Raw genomic sequence first — 23,229 nt, forward strand, 5'->3', positions numbered from 1 at the left:
TGCCCGAACAGGGTTTCCTTAGCTGTTGCTAGGGAATGCGAACTGCGCAGCCTCATGGCTGGTGCGTTTCGGCCAGCGTTGGGTGATGGCCTTCTTGCGGGTGTAGAAGCGCACGCCATCCGGGCCGTAGGCGTGCAGGTCGCCGAACAGCGAACGCTTCCAGCCGCCGAAGCTGTGGTAGCTCACCGGCACCGGCAGCGGTACGTTGACGCCGACCATGCCCACTTCGATCTCGTCGCAGAACAGGCGCGCCGACTCACCGTCACGGGTGAAGATGCAGGTGCCGTTGCCGTACTCGTGGTCGTTGATCAGTTGGATCGCCGCTTCCAGGCTGTCGACACGGACGATGCACAGCACCGGGCCGAAGATCTCTTCCTTGTAGATGCGCATTTGCGGGGAAACGCGATCGAACAGGGTGCCGCCGACGAAGAAGCCGTCTTCGTTGCCGGCGACCTTGAAGCCACGGCCATCGACCACCACCTCGGCGCCCGCCGCGACACCGTCGTCGATGTAGCCCAGGACCTTGTCACGGGCAGCGGCAGTGACCAGCGGGCCCATGTCCAGGCCGCACTGGGTGCCGGCACCGATCTTCAGGGCCTTGATCTGTGGAACCAGCTTGGCCACCAGCGCATCGGCCACCTGATCGCCGACGCACACGGCAACGGAGATGGCCATGCAGCGCTCGCCACAGGAACCGTAGGCCGCGCCCATCAGTGCGCTGACGGCGTTGTCCAGGTCGGCATCAGGCATCAGCACTGCGTGGTTCTTCGCGCCGCCCAGGGCCTGGACGCGCTTGCCGCGCCTGGTGCCTTCGGCATAGATGTATTCGGCGATCGGGGTCGAGCCGACGAAGCTCAACGCCTTCACTTCCGGCGCCTCGATCAGCGCGTCCACTGCTTCCTTGTCACCGTGCACCACGTTCAGCACGCCTTTCGGCAGGCCGGCTTCGTGCAGCAGCTCGGCGATCAGCAGGGTCGAGCTCGGGTCGCGCTCGGAGGGCTTGAGGATGAAGCAGTTGCCGCAGGCGATGGCCAGCGGGTACATCCACAGTGGGACCATGGCCGGGAAGTTGAACGGGGTGATGCCGGCGACCACGCCGATGGGCTGCAGGTCGCTCCAGGCATCGATGTTCGGGCCGACATTGCGGCTGTACTCGCCCTTGAGGATTTCCGGCGCGGCGGAGGCGAACTCGACGTTCTCGATACCACGCTTGAGCTCGCCGACGGCGTCTTCGAGGGTCTTGCCGTGCTCTTCGCTGATGAGTTGGGCGATGCGCTGCTCATTGGCTTCCAGCAACTGCTTGAAACGGAACATCACCTGGGCACGCTTGGCCGGCGGGGTGTTGCGCCAGGCCGGGAACGCCGCCTGGGCAGAGTCGATGGCCTTCTGCACGGTGGCACGGCTGGCCAGGCCGAGGGTGTGGATGGCCTGGCCGGTGGACGGGTTGAAGACCTCGGTGCTGCGAGCGGCGTCTGCGACGTACTCGCCGTGGATCAGGTGCTTGATGGTGCTCATCTTGGTTCCTCGGGGCTTGCTGGCAAGCGGGCTGTATAAAGGAAGGATCGGTCAGTCGACGCCGTGCAGGGCCTCGCCCACGGCATCGAACAGGCGATCCAGTTCCTGGGTTGTTGTGTTGAAGGTCGGACCGAACTGCAGGGTGTCGCCGCCAAAGCGCACGTAGAACCCGGCTTTCCACAAGGCCATGCCCGCCTCGAAAGGACGCACGATGGCGTCGCCATCACGCGGCGCGATCTGCAGGGCGCCAGCCAGGCCGCAATTGCGGATATCGACGACATGCTTCGCGCCTTTCAGGCCATGAAGGGCCTTCTCGAAATACGGCGCCAGTTCGGCGGATTGCTGGACCAGGTTGTCCTTCTCCAGCAGGTCCAGGGTGGCGAGCGCAGCGGCGCAGGCGACCGGGTGGGCGGAATAGGTGTAGCCATGGGCGAACTCCACGGCGTACTCGGGCGAGGCCTGGTACATGAAGGTTTCGTGGATCTTGCGGCTGGCGATCACCGCACCCATGGGGATGGCGCCGTTGGTGATCTGCTTGGCGACGTTCATCAGGTCCGGGGTCACGCCGAAATACTCGGCGCCGGTCATGCGGCCCATGCGCCCGAATGCGGTGATGACCTCGTCGAAGATCAGCAGGATGTCGTGCTGGTCGCAGATCTCGCGCAGCCGCTGCAAATAGCCTTGGGGAGGCACAAGGACACCGGCCGAGCCAGACATCGGCTCGACGATGACCGCAGCGATGTTCGAGGCGTCGTGCAACTCGATCAGCTTCAACAATTCGTTGGCCAGCGCCACGCCGCCGGTTTCAGCCGCGCCCTTGGTGAAGGCCAGCTCTGGCTGCAGGGTATGAGGCAAGTGATCGACATCCATCAGTTGCCCGAACATCTTGCGGTTGCCGCCGATTCCGCCCAAGGACGTGCCGGCAACGTTCACCCCGTGATAGCCACGGGCACGGCCGATCAGCTTGGTCTTTTGCGGCTGGCCTTGCAGACGCCAGTAGGCGCGGGCCATTTTTACCGCAGTATCGGCGCACTCGGAGCCGGAACCGGTGAAGAACACATGATTCAGGTCGCCCGGCGTCAGGCTGGCGATCTTTTCCGACAGCTTGAACGACAGCGGGTGGCCATACTGGAAAGCCGGGGAGTAGTCCAGGGTCACCAACTGCTTGGCCACCGCATCGGCAATCTCCTTGCGCGAGTGGCCTGCGCCGCAGGTCCACAGCCCCGACAGGCTGTCGAACACCTGCCGGCCCTGCTCGTCGACCAGCCAATTGCCCTGGGCACCGACGATAAAGCGTGGGTCCTTGTGGAAATTGCGGTTCGACGAGAACGGCATCCAGTGGGAGTCCAACTGAAGTCCGCTGGCCAGGGGAATTGTTGTTTGCAAGGCCTGATTCATGGCGGTAGCCCTAGGGTGGGTGGATGCCAGCTAGCTTGAATCGAAGCGTCATGTAAGTTAAATCTGTATTTTCTTTCACTCGGTTATTGGATTACTCACCCATGACAAAAAAAACGCCACTGCATCAGGTCAGCGATTTCGACCTGAGGTTGCTGCGGGTATTCAAGACCGTGGCCGAATGCGGGAGCTTCTCCGGGGCGGAGAGCGTGCTGGGCATCACCCGCTCGGCAATCAGCCTGCACATGGGCGACCTGGAGAAACGCCTGGGCATGCGCCTGTGCCAACGCGGCCGGGCCGGCTTCGCCCTGACCGACGAAGGCCGCGAGGTACTGCGCGCCAGCGAGACTGTGCTGGTGGCCATCGAGGGTTTTCGCAGTGAAGTGAACCAGATGCACCAGCAGTTGCGCGGCGACCTCAACGTGGCCATCGTCAACAACCTGGTGACCCAGCCGAAGATGCGCATCACCCACGCGCTCAAGGCCGTACGCGCCGAGGGCAGTGGCGTGCGCATCAACCTGAGCATGAGCACCCCGGGAGAAATCGAGCGCGGCCTGATCGACGGGCGCCTGCACGTCGGCGCAGTGCCGTTGATCACCCCCCTGTCCGGCCTGGACTACAGCCTGCTCTACGAGGAGCGTTCGTACCTGTACTGCAGCCACGAACACCCGCTGTTCGCCGAGGCCGCCACCGTCAGCGACGCGCAGCTGGCCCAGGCCGACGCGGTGATTCCCGCCTACCGCATGACTGCCGAGGCGATCGGCCTGCACCAGTTGCTCAGCTTCGCCGCCTCGGCCACCGACCGCGAAGGCATCGCCTTTCTGATCCTGACAGGCGCCTACATCGGCTTCCTGCCGGACCACTACGCCGCGACCTGGGTGGAGAAAGGACTGATGACTGCCCTGGATCCGCAGCGGCTGCATTTCGACTCGAAGATCGCCATCGCCATGCGCAAGGGACGCCGGCAGAACCTGATCCTTGAGCGGTTCCTCAGCGAGCTGGAGCTGACTGACACGCCCGCCTGAAAACCCTGTAACCCGCTTCATGGAACAACACATGACTCATTGATTTAGCGGGGACGGTGTGGGAGCGGATTCATCCGCGATTGGCCGCGAAGCGGCCATAAAACCTGAGTCCGCGGTGTGTCAGGAGAACCTGGGACTCAGGTTTTACGACGGCTGCGCCGCCGATCGCGGATGAATCCGCTCCCACACCGACCGCGCAGCCCCGCAGGGCTACGTGGACTCCCACGGGGTCACATATCGCCCTTCACATCAAGACGCCCTCATTCACCGACCACGGTGAGCGAGGGCGTTTTTGCTTCCAAAAATTCTTTCAGCCGTGTTGACAGCCTGAACAGATTCGAAATAACTTGAATGCATCGCTGCACACAACGCAGCACTCAAATAAGAACACAGCTTTTGCTCCTCCCTTGATCGTCTGTCTACAAGAACAACTCACCAGAGAGACTCGAAAACATGGCACGGTTCCTTTCTCGCAAACTCGGCGGCCGCGTGGCCTGCTTCACGGCGGCAGTGCTGCTGATGCACACCTCGGCCCAGGCCGAGACCCAAACCTGGCAAAACGTGCAGAAGGCCGGCGTGCTCCGTTGCGGCGCCGCGATCGCCGCGCCCTACGTGATGCGCGATCCGGCCAGCGGGCAGTACAGCGGCTACTTCGTCGACCTGTGTCGCGACTTCGCCGAGCACGTGCTGAAGGTCAAGGCCGAGTTCGTCGATACCAGCTGGGACAACCAGGTCGCCGGCATCCAGAGTGGCAAGTGGGACATGGCGATGGCCCTCAACAGCACTCCGGAGCGCGCCAAGGCCGTAGCGTTCTCGGTGCCCGCCACCGACTACCAGATCTCCCTGCTGGTCAACGGCAAGAACCCGAAGTTCGCTAGCGCCGGCTCCGACCTGGCCGACTATGACAAGCCCGGCGTCACCATCGCCGTGATCTCCGGCACCGCCGCCGACAAGGCCGTGTCCGGTGCGATCAAGCAGGCAAAACTGATGCGCCTGCCCGGCTCCGATGAAACCCGCATGGCGCTGATGTCCAAGCGCGCCGACATCCTCGCCGACGCCAACGACACCAACCACCTGTTCGCCATGGCCAACAGCTGGACGAAAGAAGTGCTGCCAGTGCCAGCCCTGGCCAAGCAGGGCGTGTCCTTCGCCCTCTCGCGCGAAACCCCCGCCGCCGACCTTGCCCAACTTGACGATTACATCACCGAGCGCCGCGCCTCGGGAGAGATCGACAAGCTGGTGGACAAGGCTTCCGCCGAGATCCTCGCGGGCCAGAAAGCCCAGTAACTCCCGCTGACCTATCGAGGGCCCCGGCCAGGAGCGCCCTCGTGGAGATAACTGTAATGACCACACCTCATTTGGTGGCTTCCCAGCCACAGGCTTCGCTCAACCCGAATTCAGGCCTGGGCGGCAATTTCATCCAGCTTCAGGGCGTGCGCAAAGCCTATTCCGAACAGCTGGTCGTGATGGACGGGATGAACCTGGACATGCGCGCCGACGACCGCCTGGTGATCATCGGGCCATCCGGCAGCGGCAAGAGTTCGCTGCTGCGGGTACTGATGGGCCTGGAAGGCATCCAGGGCGGCACCATCCGGTTCCAGGGCAAACCGTACATCGATGGCAGCCGCAAACAGGGCAAGCCACTGGACGAAGTCCTGCACAAGCAGATCGGCATGGTGTTCCAGCACTACACCCTGTTCCCGCACCTGTCGGTGCTGGGCAACCTGATCCTGGCGCCAGTCAAGGTGCATGGCCTGAGCAAGGCCGAGGCCACCGAGAAGGCCCGCGCCTACCTGGCCCGCCTGGGCCTGGAGAGCAAGCTCAACGCCTACCCCAGCCAGCTCTCCGGCGGCCAGAAGCAGCGCGTGGCGATCGCCCGCGCCCTGATGCTCGAACCGCGCCTGATGCTGTTCGATGAAGTCACCTCGGCCCTGGACCCGGAAATGGTCATCGAAGTGCAGAACGTGATGATGCAACTGGCCGAACAGAAGATGGCGATGATCATCGTCACCCACGACATGCACTTCGCCCGCCACATCGCCACCCGGGTGGTGTTCTGCGCCAACGGCAAGGTGGTCGAGCAAGGTCACCCCGAACAGATCTTCACCCAGCCTCGGGAAGCCCGCACCCGCGAGTTCCTCGAAAAGGTCGTGCAGTTCGACTGAGGGCAATGCCATGAACTACCAATTCGACTTCCACTTTCTCAACGGCAGCCTGCCGGCATTGCTCGACGGCCTCAAGGTGACGCTGGAACTGGCCCTGGTCTCGAACCTGATCGGCCTGACCTGCGGCTTCCTGCTGTGCCTGATGACCCTGAGCCGCTGGTTTTTCATCCGCTGGCCGGCGCAGCTGTTCATCGAGTTCTTCCGCTGCACCCCGGCGCTGCTGCAGATCGTCTGGTTCTTCTACTGCGTGCCGATGCTCTTCGACGTGTTCATCGACCCGATCGCCATGGGCTTCCTGGCCCTGGGCCTGAACCTGACCGCGTTCAACGCCGAGGCCTACCGCGCCGGCGTGCAGGCGGTACCACGGGAACACCTGGATGCGTGCATTGCCCTGGGCCTGCGTTCCTGGCAGCGAACCCTCTACGTGATCCTGCCGCAGTCGCTGCGCAGCGCCCTGCCGGTGCTGATCACCAACGGCATCGGCACCCTGCAGCAGAGCGCACTGGTGGCGATCGTCGCAGTCGCCGACCTGATGTACGTGGGCAAGAGCCTGGCCACCGAAGCCTACCGTCCGCTGGAAACCTACACCCTGATCGCCCTCGTCTACTTCGCCTTGTCGCTGCCGGTCGCGCAGTTGGTGCAGTGGTTCGAACGGCGCCAGGAACTGGCCGGCCAGCGCTGAGGAGAAATAACCATGCCACTCGATTTCTCGGTTGTTCTGCACTACTGGCCGGTCCTGCTCAAGGGCCTGGGCCTGACCCTGGCCTTCACCGCTGCCTGCGCGATCCTGGGCAGCCTGCTGGGCTTCACCGTCAGCCTGCTGCGCCAGTTGAAGACCCCACTGGTGCGCCTGCCACTGACCCTGTACGTGGAGTTCTTCCGCGGCACGCCGCTGCTGATCCAGCTGTTCTGGGTGTTCTTCTGCTTCCCGGTGGTGTTCGGCCTGGACATCCCGCCCTACGTGTCGGTGCTGATCGCCCTGACCCTGTTCATGGGCGCGATCACCAGCGAGACCTTCCGCGGCGCGCTGAAATCCATCGCCAGCGAACAGCACGACGCCTGCACCGCCCTGGGCCTGGGCCCGAAGGTCAAGGTGCTCTACGTGATCTTCCCGCAGGCATTGCTGCGGGCCGTGCCGCCGCTGCTGTCGAACGTGGTCAGCCTGTTCAAGGAGAGCGCGCTGATCTCCTCGGTGGGCGTCGCCGACCTGATGTTCGTCGGCCAGAACATTTCCAACAGCACCGCGCGCCCGGTCGAGTTCCTCTCGGCCGTGGCCGTCATCTACTTCCTCGTGGCCTTCCCGCTGACCCGTCTGGTCGGCGTGGTCGAAGGGCGCCTGCTGCGCCGCTACGCCTACTGACCTGACCCTAACCAACCCGGAGACTCACTGATGAAACTGAAAGGCATCCTGCCCGCACTGGTCACCCCGTTCGACGCCGCTGGCAAGGTCGATCACGACACGCTGGCCTCGATCATCGAGCACCAACTGGCCGCTGGCGTCAGCGGCTTCGTACCCCTGGGCTCGACCGGCGAGTACTACGCCCTGGCCAATGACGAACGTCGTCAGATCCTGGCTACCGTCAAGGAGGTGGTCGGCGACCGCGGCCTGCTGATTGCCGGCGCCAACGGCTCCTGCACCCGTGAAGTGCTGGAGCAGATCAAGCAGACCGTCGACGCCGGCTACACCAACCTGCTGATCGCACCGCCGTACTACGCGCTGCCATCCCAGGAAGAACTGCTGGCCCACTACAACACCATTCTCGAGACCTTCCCCGAAATCAACGTGGTGCTCTACAACTACCCGGTGCGTACCAACGTCGAAGTCGGCCTGGACGTGATCGCCGCGCTGCACCAGCACCCACGCGTGATCGGCATCAAGGAAAGCAGCGGCAACCTGCTGCGTGCCATCGAGATCGGCGAGAAGTACAAGGGCATCCAGCTGTCCTGCGGTTCCGACGACCAGGCCCTGGACTTCTACCTGTGGGGCGCCGACAGCTGGATCTGCGGCCCGGCCAACATCTTCCCGGAGAAGGTCGTGGCCTTCCACAAGGCCTTCACCGCCGGCGACATCCATGGCGCCCAGGAAGTCATGCGCAGCCTGTTCCCGGCCATGGCCAACCTGGAAAGCGGCAAGTTCGTGCAGAAGGTCAAGTACGGCACCGAGCTGGCCGGCTTCAAGGTCGGCCCGGCCCGCGCCCCGCTGCTGCCGCTGACCGATGAAGAAAAAACCGAGTTCCGCAAGGTATTCGAAGCGTCCCAGGCGTAACAGGCGCTACCGTGTGAAAACCTGCAGGAGCGAGCTTGCTCGCTCCTGCAATCCTCACTCCGTCTCTCTCTTTGAGCATTGCACTCATGAACAACCCGCAAACGTCATCGCAACAGGCAGTGGTCATCGGTGGCGGTATCGTCGGCGTGTGCTGCGCGCTGTACCTGCAGCGCGACGGCCACCGGGTGACCCTGATCGACCCCGCCGCCCCGGGCGACAGCACCGCCAAATGGAGCTGTGGCCAGATGGCGGTGAGTGAAGTCATCCCGCTGTCCAAGCCCGGCATCCTTATGAAGATCCCCGGCTGGCTGCTGGATCAGAAAGGCCCGCTGGCCCTGCGTCCGAGCGCACTGCCGGGGATCCTGCCGTGGTTCATGCGCTTTCTGGCCTGTGCCCGCCCCTCGAAAATCAACGAGATCGCGCAGGATATGGCCCGCCTGACCCAGCATGTCTACGAAGACTATGCCCCGCTGCTCGACGCGTGCCCGGACAAGACCCTGCTGGGCGACCGTCCGATCCTCGAAGTATTCGATTCCCCCGCCGGCCTCGCCCACGAGCGCCCGCACCTGGAGCTGCGCAAGCAACTGGGCTTCCGCTCCCGGGAACTGAACGGCGCGGAGATTTCCGACCTGGAGCCGGCACTGGCCGGCAAGTTCCAGCACGGCCTGATGTTCCCGGACTGGCGCGCGGTCAGCGACACCGAGGGCTTCATCGCCGCCCTCACCGAGAGCTTCATCGCCCAGGGCGGCGTACGCATCCGCCAGCGCGTGGTGAAGATCGACGAGCAGCACGACAAGGCCAGCGGCGTCACCCTGGATGACGGCATCCGCGTGCCGGCCGACCTGCTGGTGGTGGCTGCAGGTACCGGGGCCCGTCCGTTCTTCGACAGCCTGGGGGTCAATATTCCCCTTGCCGGCATCGCCGGCTACCAGGCCGTGCTGCCACAGCCCGGCGTGGAGATTCGCCACTCGGTGATCTACGCCGACGGCGGCTTCTGCTTCGCCCCGATGACCCGCGGCCTGCAGATCGGCGGCACCATCGAGTTCGCCGGCCCCAACGCCGAGCCCAATTTCAAGCGTGCCGAAATCATCATGGAAAAGGCCCGCCGCGTACTGCCGCAACTGAACACCCAGGGCATGGAATTCGGCGTCGGTTATCGCCCGTTCCTGCCCGACACCAAACCGGTGATCGATCGCTCGCCCCGCCTGAAGAACGCCATCCTGGCCTTCGGTCACGGCCAGCTCGGCCTCACTCTTGGCGCTACAACCGGCCGCCTGGTCAGCGACCTCGCTGCCGGACGCGCGCCCGCCCAGAATCTTTCCGCATTCAGTTCCCGACGCTTTGCCGTCCTTGGAGGAAACGCATGAACCGCTACGACCAGTTCTATATCAATGGCCAGTGGGTCAGCCCGATCAACGGTGGCAGCTTCGATTCGTTTGACCCGAGCGACGAAAGCCTGATCGCCAGCGTCGCTTCCGGTTGCGCCGCCGACGTCGACGTGGCGGTCAAGGCCGCCCGCGCCGCCTTCGACGAAGGCCCGTGGCCGCGCATGAGCGGCGCCGAGCGTGGCGAATACCTGCGCAAGATCGCCGATGGCATTCGCGCCCGCCAGGAAGAACTCGCCACCCTCGAAGTCCGTGACAACGGCAAGCCCTTCCCGGAAGCCATGTGGGACATCGGCGACACCGCCGGCTGCTTCGACTTCTATGCCAACCTGGCCGAAGAGCTCGATCGCAATCGCGAGAAAGACGTGAGCCTGTCCGACGACCGCTTCAGCGCGATCGCCCGCAAGGAGCCGATCGGCGTGGCCGGCGCCATCGTGCCGTGGAACTTCCCGATGCTGATGGCTTCGTGGAAGATCGCCCCGGCCCTGGCCGCCGGCTGCAGCATCATCCTCAAGCCCGCCGAGCAGACCTCGCTGACCGCCCTGGAGCTGGCCCGCATCGCCGATGAAGCCGGCCTGCCGGCGGGCGTGCTGAACATCGTCACCGGTCCCGGCTCCACCGTCGGCGCGGCCATCACCGCCCACCCCGGCGTCGACAAGCTGGCATTCACCGGCAGCGTGCCGGTGGGCAGCCGGATCATGCAGGCGGCTGCACAGGACATCAAGAACGTGACCCTTGAGCTGGGGGGCAAGTCGCCGTTCGTGATCTTCGCCGACAGCGATCTCGAACAGGCGGTAGAGTGGATCATGTTCGGCATCTTCTGGAACAAGGGCGAAGTCTGCTCCGCCACCTCCCGCGTGCTGGTTGAGCGCGCCGCCTACGAGCCACTGCTGGCGCGCCTGGCCGAGGAAACCCGCAAGATCAAGATCGGCAATGGCCTGGAAGAAGGCGTGCTGCTCGGCCCGCTGGTCAACCGCAACCAGTACGACAACACCCTCAAGGCCATCGCCAGCGGCCTGGAAGCCGGTGCTCGCCTGGTCTGTGGCGGCGAACGCCCGGCGCACCTGGACAAGGGCTTCTACCTGCAGCCCACGGTGTTCGCCGACGTACCGGAAGACAGCTGGATCTGGAACGAGGAGATCTTCGGCCCGGTGGTGTGCATCCGTCCCTTCGACAGCGAGGAAGAGGCGGTGAAATCGGCCAACAATTCGCGCTTCGGCCTTGGCGCTGCGGTGATGTCGAAGGACCTGGAGCGCTGCGAGCGCGTCGCCCGCAAGTTCCGCGCCGGTATCGTCTGGATCAACTGCTCCCAGCCGACCTTCACCGAAGCGCCGTGGGGCGGCTACAAGCAGAGCGGCATCGGCCGCGAGCTGGGCGAGTGGGGCCTGAACAACTACCTGGAAACCAAGCAGATCACCTCTTACAACACCGACCAGCCGTGGGGCTGGTACATCAAGTGAGGTAACACCCATGCGTTGGAAACAGACGCTTCAGCTCGCTGAAGTGCACTGCGAAGGCGAGATCGGCAAAGTCATCACCGGCGGCGTCCTGGGCATTCCGGGCGCCACCATGCTGGACAAGATGAACCACATCAACGAGGTCGACGACAGCCTGCGCCGCCTGGTGACCCTGGAGCCGCGGGGCTGCCTGCAGATGTCGGTGAACCTGCTGCTGCCGCCGACCCGCCCCGAAGCCCATGCCGGCTTCATCGTGCTGCAGGCGGACAAGGCCCACCCGATGTCGGGCAGCAACTGCATCTGCGTGGTCACCGCCCTGCTCGAACTGGGCATGGTGCCCATGCAGGAACCCGAGACCACGGTGGTGCTCGACACCCCCGCCGGCCTGGTGACCGCCCGCGCCCTGTGCGCGGACGGGCGCTGCGTCAGCGTGTCGCTGGACATGGTGCCGGCGTTCGTCGAGCACCTGGACCTGATGATCGAGACCGAGGCGTTCGGCACGCTCAAGATCGACGTGGCGTTCGGCGGGGTCTACTACGCGCTGATCGATGTGGAGCAGACCGGCCTGTCCATCGCCCCGGAAAATGCCCGGGCGCTGGCCGATGCCGGTGTCGCGTTGAAAGACGTGATCAACCGCCAGTTGAACATCCAGCACCCGTTGCTGCCGTCGGTCAACGAAGTGGCCTACGTGATGTTCCGCAACCGCCTGGACGAGCGTACCTACCAGACCTGCACCACCCTGCCGCCCGGCCGGGTCGACCGCTCGCCCTGCGGTACCGGCAGCTCGGCCAACCTCGCCACCCTGGCCGCCCGCGGCCTGGTGCAGGCGGGCGACCAGCTGGTGTCGCGCTCGACCATCGGTGGCCAGTTCCAGGTCACCCTGCTCGGGCACACCGAGGTCGCCGGACGGCCGGCGGTGCTGCCACGGGTGACCGGGCGCGCCTGGCTGTACGGCCTGCAACAGCTGGGGGTGGATCCGGACGATCCGCTCGCGGCAGGGTTCATGCTCAGCGATACCTGGGGAGTCGGCCCCGGCCAATAGTCCCCTCGGCATGGGCGAGGATTGACGCAGGAAGCGTCTTCCTCCCATGCTGCGGGACTGACAAGACAAGAAGGCTGGCCTGTATGATGCGGACCAGACCAACCGAGACCTGATGATGGCAAAAGATAATGACACCGAGAGCGGCCCTCGTCGCCATAGCGGGCGCTACATCTATGAAGAGCTGCGCAAGCAGATCCTCACCCTCAAGCTGAAGCCCGGGGTGCAGCTCGACGAGGTATCACTGGCGGCACAGTTCGGCTTGTCCCGCTCGCCGGTGCGTGATGCCCTGGCACGCCTGATCACCGAAGGCCTGGTGGTCATCCTGCCGAACCGCACCACCCTGGTCACGCCCTTCGAGATCGAAGAATTCCCCAACTACATTTCCGCCCTGGACCTGATCCAGCGGGCCGTGACGCGCCTGGCTGCCATCCAGCACCGCGCGGAAGACCTGGAGGCGATCCGCAACGCGGACGAGGCCTACCTCAACGCCGTCACCAGTGGCGACTTCCAGGCCATGTCCGAGCTCAACAAGGCCTTCCACATGGCCATTGCCCACGCCGGGCGCAACCCCTATTTCATCAACTACTACGAGCGGCTGCTGGGTGAAGGGCAGCGTTTGCTGCACCTGCACTTCGATCATGTGGTCAGTTCCGCCAGCGCCCATCGCCTGGGCCGTGACCATGATGAAATCATCGAAGCCATCGCCGCGCGGGACGCCGATGCCGCCGAAGCCGCTGCCCATGAACACACCATGCTGTTCCAGCGCCGCTTCCTCGACTACATGCAGCAGAACCTGACGGCGCGCATGTCGGTCGCCTGAGCCGACGCTCCTTTTTCAAATCCAGCACGGCCCCTGTGGGAGCAGGTTTACCCGCGATTGCGATAGTGAATTCACTGACGCAATCGCGGGTAAACCCGCTCCCACAGGGGCCGTTTCGTTGCCGCTGGCGAATCGATATTGACATCCCGACGAGCCCCCGATAGCTTGCATGCAGAGCTGCACACATAAATGAAAGTGACCTGCCATTCCCTCTTACAAGCAGAAAATCACGGGAGTCAACGATGCAAAGATTCGACAACAAGGTAGCGATCGTCACCGGCGCCGCCGGCGGTATCGGCTCGGCTATCGCGGCAAGGCTGGCGCGTGAAGGTGCTGCGGTGGTAGTCAGCGATGTCAACCTGGAAGCCGCCCAGGCGGTCGCCGAGGCGATCCGTGCCGAAGGTGGCAAGGCACAGGCGATCGCCGCCGACATCGCCCAGGGCGACGCCTGCCGGACATTGGTCCAGCAGACCGTCGAGCAACTCGGCAGCATCGATATCCTGGTGAACAACGCCGGCATCAACCGCCGCGGCAACCTGCTCGCCCTCAGCGAAGACGACTGGCACGCCAGCTTCACCGTCAACCTCGATTCAATGTTCCACCTGTGCCGGGCCGTATTGCCGCTGATGATCGAAGCCGGCGGCGGTGCCATCGTCAACACCGCCTCGCAGTGGGGCCTGTACCCCGCGCCCGGGCACATCGCCTACAACGTCACCAAGGCCGCCGTCGCCTCCTTCACCCAGAACCTGGCCCGGGACTATGCGCCGCACAAGGTGCGGGTGAACGGCGTATGCCCAGGGGAAATCCATACGCCGATGCTGGAAGCCGGGGTCAAGCGCTCCGGCCGGACCATCGCCGACCTGGACCGGATGGTGCCGTTCGGGCGTATCGGCAAGCCCGAGGAAGTGGCCGCGCTGGTGGCCTTCCTGGCCTCTGAAGAGGCCGCCTTCATGTGCGGTTCGCTGGTGGAGATCACCGGGGCACAGGCCGTCGCCTGACGTCGCCTCCAGGGTCGAGCGCTGCCAGGGCGGGGCTCACCTGAACGGGTAGCCCGGCGCCGGCTCACAGTAGATACGACCTCAACTTCGCTGCACCCGGTGTGGGCAAAGGCCGTCACCGGCTGTTCCGTTGCATCAGCCCTTGGACTGGCGCCCCTGCTGTTCGAGGGCCGACACGCCCGGACCCTGATCATCCGGTCGGCGCGCATAACGTTGTGCCAACGAGGCACAGACCATGAGCTGGATCTGGTGGAACAGCATCAGTGGAAGAATCAGCACACCGATAGTGCTTCCGGCGAACAGCACCTGCGCCATGGGCACGCCGGTCGCCAGGCTTTTCTTCGAGCCGCAGAACAGGATGGTGATGCGGTCTTCGAGACTGAAACCCAGCCATTTGCCAAGCACCGCAGTGATACCCAGTGCCAGGGCCAGCAGCAGGCAGCAACCCAGCACGATACCGAGCAGCACCAGGGGTGGCACTTGCTGCCACAAGCCACCGACCACGGCCGCACTGAACGCCGAGAACACCACCAGCAGAATGGAGCCCTGGTCAACGAACTTGAGCCATGCCTTGTTACGCCCTACCCATTCGCCAATCCAGCGCCGCGCAAGCTGACCGGCCACGAACGGCAGGAGCAGCTGGACACTGATCTTGCCGATCGCGTCGAGCGTCGAGCCGCCGTCGCCATGCACGCCCATCAACAAGGCCACCAGCACTGGCGTGATGAAGATACCAATCAGGCTTGAGGCAGCAGCGCTGCAGATCGCTGCAGGAATATTGCCCCTGGCCAGCGAGGTGAAGGCGATGGCCGATTGAACCGTTGCCGGCAAGGCGCACAGGTACAGGAAGCCCTTGTACAACTCGTTGCCCACCAGCGGCAACAGCAGCGGCTTCAGGGCAAGACCGAGCAACGGGAACAGTACGAAGGTGCAGAGGAACACCAATGAGTGAAGCCGCCAGTGACCGGCGCCCGCAACAATGGCTTGCCGGGACAGCTTGGCGCCATGAAGGAAGAACAACAGGGCGATGGCGAGGTCGGTGATCCAGTCGAATGCGACCGCGACCTGGCCCTGTGCCGGAAGGAAGGTTGCGGTAAGCACCACCGCAACCAGGGTAAGTGTGAAGTTATCGGGTAACAGCCGGGAACGAGCCATGACGAAGATCCTGACGCCAACATGTAGTTGCGGATCTTAAGGCTGCGGTCCCCATCCGGCTAACGCAACAAGGGCATAAGATAGCGATGAACGGACAACGGCTCCGCTTGCAGGCCTTTTCAGCCGGCCGGTCGCCAGATACTGCCGGTTTCCGGTGGTTCCCACTGGAACGAAAAAAGGGCCCTAAGGCCCTTTTTTCAACGACTTACAAAATTCCATGGAACTCTGCAGATCTACAACTGGAGCGGGAAACGAGACTCGAACTCGCGACCCCGACCTTGGCAAGGTCGTGCTCTACCAACTGAGCTATTCCCGCAAAACTGTTTCCGGTTGACTGCCTTCCAATGAAGGAAAGCCGCTCCCGGATAAAAAAATCCAGTCAGCAGACTGGATTTCCAGGGATTTTTGGTCGGGACGGAGTGATTCGAACACTCGACCCCTTGCACCCCATGCAAGTGCGCTACCGGGCTGCGCTACGCCCCGAACTCTATTCTCGATATTGCTGAGAACGTTGAAGAATCTACCTTAAGCTTTTGAATTTTGGAAGGATTATTTTCATAACCCTATCAAAACCCAGCGTGGGTCATTTCTTCAGGACCACCAACACATCTTCCAGCTCGGCAATCATCTGCCGGATCAGTTGCTTGTATTGGGTGGTGTCGTCCTTGGCCTCATCACTGGACAGGCGCAGACGCGCACCACCGATGGTGAAGCCTTGGTCGTACAGCAAGGCGCGGATCTGACGGATCATCAGCACGTCCTGGCGCTGATAATACCGACGGTTTCCGCGGCGCTTGACCGGGTTGAGCTGGGGAAACTCCTGCTCCCAGTAACGCAGCACGTGCGGTTTCACCGCACAGAGCTCACTCACTTCACCAATGGTGAAGTAGCGTTTTCCCGGGATAGGCGGGAGTTCATCGTTATGGCTTGGTTCCAGCATAAGCCTCAACCCGGGCCTTCAGTTTCTGCCCTGGACGAAAGGTGACGACGCGGCGTGCCGTGATCGGGATCTCTTCCCCGGTTTTCGGGTTACGCCCCGGACGCTGGCGTTTGTCGCGCAGGTCGAAATTGCCGAAACCGGACAATTTGACCTGCTCGTTGTCTTCAAGAGCGTGCCTGATTTCCTCAAAGAACAGTTCGACCAATTCCTTGGCCTCACGCTTGTTCAGGCCCAGCTCCTCGTACAGCCGTTCTGCCATCTCAGCTTTCGTCAGAGCACCCATACGCTATTTCCTTAACGTGGTGTTCAACCTTTGTTCGAGCGAGGTGAGGATGTTCTGGGTCGCGGCATTCACCTCATCGTCGTTAAGAGTGCGCGATGGATGCTGCCAGGTCAAGCCGACCGCCAGGCTTTTTCTATCAGGATCAATACCTTTACCCTGGTAGACGTCAAACAGCCTGAGGTCCGTGAGCCACTCGCCCGCATTCTCACGAATCACCTCAAGCACCGCGCTCGAAGCAACATCACGACCTGCAACCAAGGCCAGGTCACGACGCACTTCCGGGAACTTCGACAGTTCGTGGAACTTCGGCAGGCGCCCTTCGACCACTTCGCCCAATACCAGCTCGAAGAGGAATACGGTACGGTCCAGACCCAGTGTCTTGGCCAGTTCCGGGTGCAGTGCGCCGAGGAAACCGACTTCGCGACCGTCGCGTTCGATACGCGCGGTCTGACCCGGATGCAGCGCAGGGTGCTTGCCGGCCGCGAAGGTGAATTCGCCCAGCGAGCCGGACGCGTTCAGTACGGCCTCGACATCCGCTTTCACGTCGAAGAAGTCGATACCGTCACGGCCGTTCGCCCAGCCTTCGGGCAGGCGGCTGCCGCAGACCACGCCGGCGAGCATCGGCTGTTGTTGCAGGCCTTCGAGCTGACCGACGAAGCGCAGGCCGCTTTCGAACATGCGCACGCGGTCCTGCTGGCGGTTGAGGTTGTGCTGCAGCGCCTTGACCAGGCCCGGCCACAGGGAAGCACGCATCGCGGCCATGTCGCTGGAGATCGGGTTGGCCAGCAGCAGCGGCTCGACGCCGGGCGTGAACAGCTCGAACAGTTTCGGATCGATGAAGCTGTAGGTGATCGCTTCCTGGTAGCCACGGGCAACCAGCAGGCGACGCAGGGCTGGCAGCTCGCCACGAGCTTCGGCGCGGGCTTGTGGAGCCAGGCGCGCTTGCGGGTAACGGACCGGCAGGCGGTTGTAGCCATACAGGCGACCCAGCTCTTCGATCAGGTCGACTTCCAGGCTGATATCGAAGCGATGGCTTGGTACTTCGACCTGCCACTGCCCTTCCCCGGCGGTGGTTTTCAGGCCCAGGGCGTTGAGCAGTTGCTCGACGTCGGCACCGGCCATTTCCATGCCCAGCATCTGGCTGATGCGCTCGGCACGCAGGGTGATCGGTGCAACCTGCGGCAGGTGCTCTGCGCTCAGGGCCTCGATGACCGGACCGGCTTCGCCGCCGACGATCTCGAGGATCAGGCCGGTGGCCCGCTCCATGGCTTCACGGGCCAGTTGCGAGTCGACGCCACGCTCGTAGCGATGCGAGGCATCGGTGTGCAGGCCGTAGGAACGGGCCTTGCCGGCAACGGAAATCGGCTCGAAGAACGCGCTTTCCAGGAAGATGTCCTTGGTGGTCGCGGATACGCCACTGTGCTCGCCACCCATCACGCCAGCGATGGCCAGGGCGCGGCTGTGGTCGGCGATGACCAGGGTGTCGGCACGCAGGGTGACTTCCTGGCCGTCCAACAGGACCAGCTTCTCGCCCTCCTCGGCCATGCGCACACGAACGCCGCCGTTGATCTCGGCGAGGTCGAAGGCATGCAGCGGCTGGCCCAGTTCGAGCATCACGTAGTTGGTGATGTCGACCGCAGCGTCGATGCTGCGCACGTCAGCGCGACGCAGGCGCTCGACCATCCACAGCGGGGTCGGACGCGAAAGGTCGACATTGCGAATCACTCGGCCCAGGTAACGTGGGCAGGCAGCCGGGGCCAGCACTTCGACCGGACGCACTTCGTCGTGGGCCGGCGCAACGGCAGGCACCACCGGACGGATGACCGGGGCGGCGTACAGGGCGCCGACTTCGCGCGCCAGGCCGGCGAGGGACAGGCAGTCACCGCGGTTCGGGGTCAGGTCGACCTCGATGCTGGCGTCATCCAGGTCCAGATACTCACGGATATCCTGGCCAACCGGGGCATCGGCAGCCAGTTCCAGCAGGCCGTCGTTGTCGTCGCTGATCTGCAGCTCGGAGGCCGAGCACAGCATGCCGTTGGATTCAACACCGCGCAGCTTGGCCTTCTTGATCTTGAAGTCGCCTGGTAGCTCGGCGCCAATCATGGCGAAGGGGATTTTCAGGCGCGGGCGCACGTTCGGCGCACCGCAGACAACCTGGAAGGTCTCGCTGCCGTTGCTCACCTGGCACACGCGCAGCTTGTCGGCGTCGGGGTGCTGCTCGGTGCTCAGCACCTCGCCCACCACGATACCGCTGAATTGGCCGGCAGCCGGGGTCACGCTGTCGACTTCAAGACCTGCCATCGACAGACGGGCCACCAACTCGTCACGGGAAACCTGCGGGTTGACCCAACCGCGCAGCCACTTTTCACTGAATTTCATCCTGCTCTCCTGAAAGATTCGTTACGGGTGCGCGACCTAGCGAAATTGCGCAAGGAACCGCAAGTCGTTGTCGAAGAACAGACGCAAATCGTTGACGCCGTAGCGGAGCATGGCCAGGCGCTCCGCGCCCATGCCAAAGGCGAAGCCCGAGAATTCTTCGGGGTCGATGCCAGACATGCGCAGCACGTTCGGGTGCACCATGCCGCAGCCCATGACTTCCAGCCAGCCAGTCTGCTTGCACACGCGGCAGCCTTTGCCGCTGCACATCACGCATTGGATATCGACTTCAGCCGAAGGCTCGGTGAAGGGGAAGAACGAGGGACGGAAGCGTACCGCCAGCTCTTTCTCGAAGAACACCCGCAGGAACTCTTCGATGGTGCCCTTGAGGTCTGCGAAATTGATGTCGCGATCGACCAGCAGGCCTTCGACCTGGTGGAACATCGGCGAGTGGGTCAGGTCCGAGTCGCAGCGGTATACGCGCCCCGGGCAGACGATGCGGATGGGCGGCTGCGAGGACTCCATGGTCCGTACCTGCACCGGCGAGGTATGGGTACGCAGCAGCATGTTCGCATTGAAATAGAAGGTGTCGTGCATTGCCCGGGCCGGGTGATGGCCGGGAATGTTGAGCGCTTCGAAGTTGTGATAGTCGTCTTCGACCTCGGGGCCTTCGGCGATGCCATAGCCGATATGGGTGAAGAACTGCTCGATGCGCTCGAGGGTACGGGTGATTGGGTGCAAACCACCGGAAGTCTGGCCACGGCCCGGCAAGGTCACGTCAATGCATTCGGCCGCCAGGCGAGCGCTGAGCTCGGCTTCTTCGAAGGCGGTCTTGCGTGCATTGAGCACTTCGGTGACGCGTTCCTTGGCGTCGTTGATCAGCGCGCCGACTTTCGGGCGCTCGTCGGCAGGCAGGTTGCCCAGGGTCTTCATCACCTGGGTCAACTCGCCTTTCTTGCCAAGGAATTGAACCCGGATCTGCTCCAGGGCATTGATGTCTTCAGCGCGTTCCACAGCCTCCAGGGCTTGGGCTACCAGCGCATCCAGGTTTTCCATGTACAGACTCCAGATACGAAATAGGGGAAGAGCTTACAGGCTCTTCCCCTATTTATGACGTTTAACATTCGCCGCCGGAATCGACGGCGAATGATTGTCGTGGGTACTTAAGCCAGGACGGCTTTAGCTTTCTCGACAATCGCAGCAAACGCCGCTTTTTCGTTCACTGCCAGATCAGCCAGAACCTTACGGTCGATCTCGATGGACGCCTTTTTCAGACCGGCGATCAGACGGCTGTAGGACAGACCGTTGTTGCGAGCACCAGCGTTGATACGAGCGATCCACAGAGCGCGGAACTGACGTTTTTTCTGGCGACGGTCGCGGTAGGCGTATTGGCCTGCCTTGATGACCGCTTGCTTGGCAACACGGAATACGCGGGAACGCGCGCCGTAGTAGCCTTTAGCCAGTTTCAGAATTTTCTTGTGACGCTTACGAGCGATGACGCCACGCTTTACACGAGCCATGAGTTATATCCTCTATCTTTGACCGAAATTAACGTACGCGCAGCATGCGCTCGACTTTTGCAACGTCAGACGGGTGCAGCAGGCTGCTACCACGCAGTTGACGCTTACGCTTGGTCGACATTTTGGTCAGGATGTGGCTCTTGAAAGCGTGCTTGTGCTTGAAGCCGGAAGCAGTTTTCAGGAAACGCTTCGCTGCACCGCTCTTGGTTTTCATTTTTGGCATGTTCGGATACTCCGCATTCAGTGGATAAACATAACCGCAAGGCCTGCCGTGCCCTGGTGGTTATTTCTTTTTCTTGGGGGCGATGACCATCATAAGCTGGCGTCCTTCCATCTTCGGATGCTGCTCAACGGTGCCGTATTCGGCGAGGTCGGCTTCGACCCGCTTCAACAGCTCCATGCCCAGCTCCTGGTGAGCCATCTCACGACCACGGAATCTCAGAGAGATCTTGGCCTTGTCCCCATCACTAAGGAAACGTACCAGGTTGCGTAGTTTTACCTGGTAATCCCCTTCCTCCGTCCCTGGACGAAACTTGATTTCTTTGATCTGGATCTGCTTCTGGTTCTTCTTCGCCGCAGCCTGCTGCTTCTTCTTCTCGAAGAGGCTCTTGCCGTAGTCCATGACCCGGCACACAGGGGGTACAGCGTCAGCAGAAATTTCTACCAGGTCCAGCTTCGCTTCATCAGCGATACGAAGCGCTTCATCAATCGAGACGATGCCAATCTGCTCGCCGTCAGCGCCAATTAACCGAACCTCGCGTGCCGAGATATTCTCGTTGATCGGGGCCTTCGGTGCAGTTCGTTTATCCTGTCTCATATCACGCTTAATGGTAATTACTCCGAATCTTGGCGACCACGCCGGGAAACCGCTTGCGCAAGCAAGTCCGCGAACTGGGCGACGGGCATCGAGCCCAGGTCGGCACCTTCACGGGTACGCACAGCGACAGTTTGCGTTTCGACTTCCCGATCTCCAATAACCAAGAGATAGGGAACCTTGAGCAAGGTATGCTCGCGGATTTTAAAGCCGATCTTTTCATTTCTCAAGTCGGACTTGGCACGGAATCCGCTATTGGTCAGGGTTTTTTCTACCTGCTGGGCGAATTCGGCCTGTTTGTCGGTGATATTCATGATCACCGCCTGGGTCGGCGCCAGCCAGGCGGGGAACGCGCCTTCGTAGTGCTCGATCAGGATTCCGACGAAACGCTCAAACGAACCGAGGATCGCCCGGTGCAGCATTACCGGGTGCTTGCGGCCGTTGTCTTCGGAAACGTATTCGGCGCCGAGGCGGATCGGCAGGTTGAAGTCCAGCTGCAGAGTACCGCACTGCCAGACGCGACCCAGGCAGTCCTTGAGCGAGAACTCGATCTTCGGACCGTAGAAGGCGCCTTCACCCGGCTGCAGGTCATACGGCAGGCCGGCGTTGTCGAGGGCAGCGGCCAGCGCGGCCTCGGCACGATCCCACAACTCATCCGAGCCGACACGTTTTTCCGGACGAGTGGACAGCTTGAGCTGGATGTCCTGGAAGCCGAAGTCGGAGTAGACGTCCATGGTCAGCTTGATAAAGGCCGCCGATTCCGATTGCATCTGCTCTTCGGTGCAGAAGATGTGCGCGTCGTCCTGGGTGAAGCCACGCACGCGCATGATGCCGTGCAGCGCACCGGACGCCTCGTTGCGGTGGCAGGCACCGAACTCAGCCAGGCGCAGCGGCAGCTCGCGGTAGCTCTTCAGACCCTGGTTGAACACCTGAACGTGGCACGGGCAGTTCATCGGCTTGACCGCGTAGTCGCGGTTTTCCGACTGAGTAGTGAACATGTTGTCAGCGTAGTTGGCCCAGTGACCGGACTTTTCCCAAAGGGTACGGTCGACCACTTGCGGGGTCTTGATCTCCAGGTAGCCGTTCTCGCGCTGGATCTGGCGCATGTACTGCTCCAGGACCTGATACAGGGTCCAGCCGTTCGGGTGCCAGAACACCATGCCCGGAGCTTCTTCCTGGAGGTGAAACAGGCCCAGGCGCTTGCCGATCTTGCGGTGGTCGCGCTTCTCGGCTTCCTCGATGCGCTGGATGTAGGCAGCCAGCTGCTTCTTGTCGGCCCAGGCAGTGCCGTAGACACGCTGCAGTTGCTCGTTCTTGGCATCGCCACGCCAGTAGGCACCGGACAGCTTGGTCAGCTTGAACGACTTGAGGAAACGGGTATTCGGCACGTGCGGACCACGGCACATGTCGACATATTCTTCGTGGTAATACAGGCCCATGGCCTGTTCATCCGGCATGTCCTCGACCAGACGCAGCTTGTAGTCCTCGCCGCGGGCCTGGAACACCTCGATCACCTCGGCGCGCGGGGTGACCTTCTTGATGACGTCGTAATCCTTGTCGATCAGCTGCTGCATGCGCTGCTCGATCGCCGCCATGTCTTCCGGCGTGAAGGGACGCTCGTAGGCGATGTCGTAGTAGAAGCCTTCGTCGATGACCGGACCGATGACCATCTTCGCGGTCGGGTACAGCTGCTTGACCGCGTGACCGACCAGGTGCGCGCAGGAGTGACGAATGATTTCCAGCCCCTCTTCGTCCTTGGGTGTAATGATTTGCAGACGGGCGTCGTGTTCGATCAGGTCGCAGGCGTCGACCAGCTTGCCATCGACCTTGCCGGCCAGGGTGGCCTTGGCCAGGCCTGCGCCAATGGATGCGGCGACCTCGGCGACGGTAACCGCCTGGTCGAACGTGCGTTGACTGCCATCGGGAAGAGTAATTACGGGCATGGCGCCTCCTCTCCTAGTGGTGACCCCTACCAAAGGTCACGTGGGTTGGGATGAGCCAGTACGCGATTCGCCCCTGTCCCTCCTTGCGGAAGGCCTGCCTCACAGTGGCAGAAGTCGGATGCCTGCCAGG

Annotated in this window: 22 protein-coding genes and 2 tRNA genes; 11 read left to right on the forward strand and 13 right to left on the reverse strand. The window is 62.7% G+C overall.

Annotated elements, in window-relative coordinates:
* Nucleotides 1-18: 18 nt before the first annotated feature.
* Complete coding sequence (locus tag AC5QPF_RS21095; protein WP_494959731.1) at nt 19-1,515, reverse strand: CoA-acylating methylmalonate-semialdehyde dehydrogenase; 1,497 nt, start codon at nt 1,513-1,515, stop codon at nt 19-21.
* Between the two features lie 51 nt (nt 1,516-1,566).
* Complete coding sequence (gene aptA / locus AC5QPF_RS21100; RefSeq protein ID WP_494959732.1) at nt 1,567-2,913, reverse strand: omega-aminotransferase AptA; 1,347 nt, start codon at nt 2,911-2,913, stop codon at nt 1,567-1,569.
* A 101-nt stretch (nt 2,914-3,014) separates the two neighbouring features.
* On the opposite strand from aptA, the gene AC5QPF_RS21105 reads away from it, so the two are divergent.
* From AC5QPF_RS21105 to AC5QPF_RS21155, 11 genes are all read left to right on the forward strand, one after another.
* Nucleotides 3,015-3,935: a LysR substrate-binding domain-containing protein gene (locus tag AC5QPF_RS21105; RefSeq protein WP_494959733.1), complete on the forward strand. Its 921-nt coding sequence runs from the start codon at nt 3,015-3,017 to the stop codon at nt 3,933-3,935.
* Nucleotides 3,936-4,388: 453 nt separating this feature from the next.
* Nucleotides 4,389-5,222, forward strand: coding sequence for a transporter substrate-binding domain-containing protein (locus AC5QPF_RS21110; protein ID WP_494959734.1), 834 nt, complete (start codon nt 4,389-4,391; stop codon nt 5,220-5,222).
* A gap of 56 nt (nt 5,223-5,278) precedes the next feature.
* Nucleotides 5,279-6,100 carry an ATP-binding cassette domain-containing protein gene (locus AC5QPF_RS21115; RefSeq protein ID WP_494959735.1) on the forward strand — a complete coding sequence of 274 codons (822 nt, stop codon included), beginning with the start codon at nt 5,279-5,281 and terminating at the stop codon, nt 6,098-6,100.
* Between the two features lie 10 nt (nt 6,101-6,110).
* A complete protein-coding gene (locus AC5QPF_RS21120) occupies nt 6,111-6,782 on the forward strand; it encodes an ABC transporter permease subunit (protein ID WP_494959736.1) in 672 nt (223 codons plus the stop codon).
* Nucleotides 6,783-6,794: 12 nt separating this feature from the next.
* A complete protein-coding gene (locus AC5QPF_RS21125; protein WP_494959737.1) occupies nt 6,795-7,460 on the forward strand; it encodes an ABC transporter permease subunit in 666 nt (221 codons plus the stop codon).
* Nucleotides 7,461-7,490: 30 nt separating this feature from the next.
* Complete coding sequence (locus tag AC5QPF_RS21130) at nt 7,491-8,366, forward strand: dihydrodipicolinate synthase family protein (RefSeq protein WP_494959738.1); 876 nt, start codon at nt 7,491-7,493, stop codon at nt 8,364-8,366.
* Between the two features lie 86 nt (nt 8,367-8,452).
* Nucleotides 8,453-9,733, forward strand: coding sequence for an FAD-dependent oxidoreductase (locus AC5QPF_RS21135; RefSeq protein WP_494959739.1), 1,281 nt, complete (start codon nt 8,453-8,455; stop codon nt 9,731-9,733).
* On the forward strand, nt 9,730-11,211 hold the full coding sequence (locus AC5QPF_RS21140) for an aldehyde dehydrogenase family protein (RefSeq protein WP_494959740.1): 1,482 nt from the start codon (nt 9,730-9,732) through the stop codon (nt 11,209-11,211). The genes AC5QPF_RS21135 and AC5QPF_RS21140 overlap by 4 nt, the downstream gene beginning before the upstream one ends.
* Nucleotides 11,212-11,221: 10 nt before the next feature.
* Nucleotides 11,222-12,250, forward strand: a complete 1,029-nt coding sequence (locus AC5QPF_RS21145; RefSeq protein WP_494959741.1) for a proline racemase family protein — start codon at nt 11,222-11,224, stop codon at nt 12,248-12,250.
* 112 nt (nt 12,251-12,362) lie between these two features.
* On the forward strand, nt 12,363-13,070 hold the full coding sequence (locus AC5QPF_RS21150; protein WP_494959742.1) for an FCD domain-containing protein: 708 nt from the start codon (nt 12,363-12,365) through the stop codon (nt 13,068-13,070).
* Between the two features lie 242 nt (nt 13,071-13,312).
* Nucleotides 13,313-14,068 (forward strand): glucose 1-dehydrogenase, encoded by a 756-nt coding sequence (locus AC5QPF_RS21155; protein ID WP_494959743.1) that lies wholly within the window; start codon nt 13,313-13,315, stop codon nt 14,066-14,068.
* A 135-nt stretch (nt 14,069-14,203) separates the two neighbouring features.
* Here the strand turns inward: AC5QPF_RS21155 and AC5QPF_RS21160 are convergent, their stop codons facing one another.
* From AC5QPF_RS21160 to thrS, 11 genes are all read right to left on the reverse strand, one after another.
* Entirely contained in the window at nt 14,204-15,223 is a 1,020-nt protein-coding gene (locus AC5QPF_RS21160) for a bile acid:sodium symporter (protein WP_494959744.1), read from the reverse strand.
* A 240-nt stretch (nt 15,224-15,463) separates the two neighbouring features.
* Nucleotides 15,464-15,539, reverse strand: a tRNA-Gly gene (locus AC5QPF_RS21165).
* Between the two features lie 90 nt (nt 15,540-15,629).
* Nucleotides 15,630-15,706 (reverse strand) — tRNA-Pro (locus tag AC5QPF_RS21170).
* Nucleotides 15,707-15,806: 100 nt separating this feature from the next.
* On the reverse strand, nt 15,807-16,163 hold the full coding sequence (locus AC5QPF_RS21175) for a MerR family transcriptional regulator (RefSeq protein ID WP_043213594.1): 357 nt from the start codon (nt 16,161-16,163) through the stop codon (nt 15,807-15,809).
* A complete protein-coding gene (gene ihfA, locus AC5QPF_RS21180; RefSeq protein ID WP_009394049.1) occupies nt 16,144-16,446 on the reverse strand; it encodes an integration host factor subunit alpha in 303 nt (100 codons plus the stop codon). Before ihfA ends, AC5QPF_RS21175 begins: the two co-directional genes overlap by 20 nt.
* A gap of 3 nt (nt 16,447-16,449) precedes the next feature.
* Nucleotides 16,450-18,825 (reverse strand): phenylalanine--tRNA ligase subunit beta, encoded by a 2,376-nt coding sequence (gene pheT / locus AC5QPF_RS21185; protein ID WP_494959745.1) that lies wholly within the window; start codon nt 18,823-18,825, stop codon nt 16,450-16,452.
* A 36-nt stretch (nt 18,826-18,861) separates the two neighbouring features.
* On the reverse strand, nt 18,862-19,878 hold the full coding sequence (gene pheS, locus AC5QPF_RS21190) for a phenylalanine--tRNA ligase subunit alpha (protein WP_494959746.1): 1,017 nt from the start codon (nt 19,876-19,878) through the stop codon (nt 18,862-18,864).
* 107 nt (nt 19,879-19,985) lie between these two features.
* Entirely contained in the window at nt 19,986-20,342 is a 357-nt protein-coding gene (rplT, locus tag AC5QPF_RS21195; protein ID WP_009394046.1) for a 50S ribosomal protein L20, read from the reverse strand.
* 28 nt (nt 20,343-20,370) lie between these two features.
* Nucleotides 20,371-20,565, reverse strand: a complete 195-nt coding sequence (gene rpmI / locus AC5QPF_RS21200) for a 50S ribosomal protein L35 (RefSeq protein WP_009394045.1) — start codon at nt 20,563-20,565, stop codon at nt 20,371-20,373.
* Between the two features lie 60 nt (nt 20,566-20,625).
* On the reverse strand, nt 20,626-21,177 hold the full coding sequence (gene infC / locus AC5QPF_RS21205) for a translation initiation factor IF-3 (protein WP_330075444.1): 552 nt from the start codon (nt 21,175-21,177) through the stop codon (nt 20,626-20,628).
* Nucleotides 21,177-23,099, reverse strand: coding sequence for a threonine--tRNA ligase (gene thrS, locus AC5QPF_RS21210; protein ID WP_494959747.1), 1,923 nt, complete (start codon nt 23,097-23,099; stop codon nt 21,177-21,179). Before thrS ends, infC begins: the two co-directional genes overlap by 1 nt.
* Nucleotides 23,100-23,229: the final 130 nt, after the last annotated feature.

The sequence above is a fragment of the Pseudomonas sp. Con_6 genome, assembly GCF_059379395.1.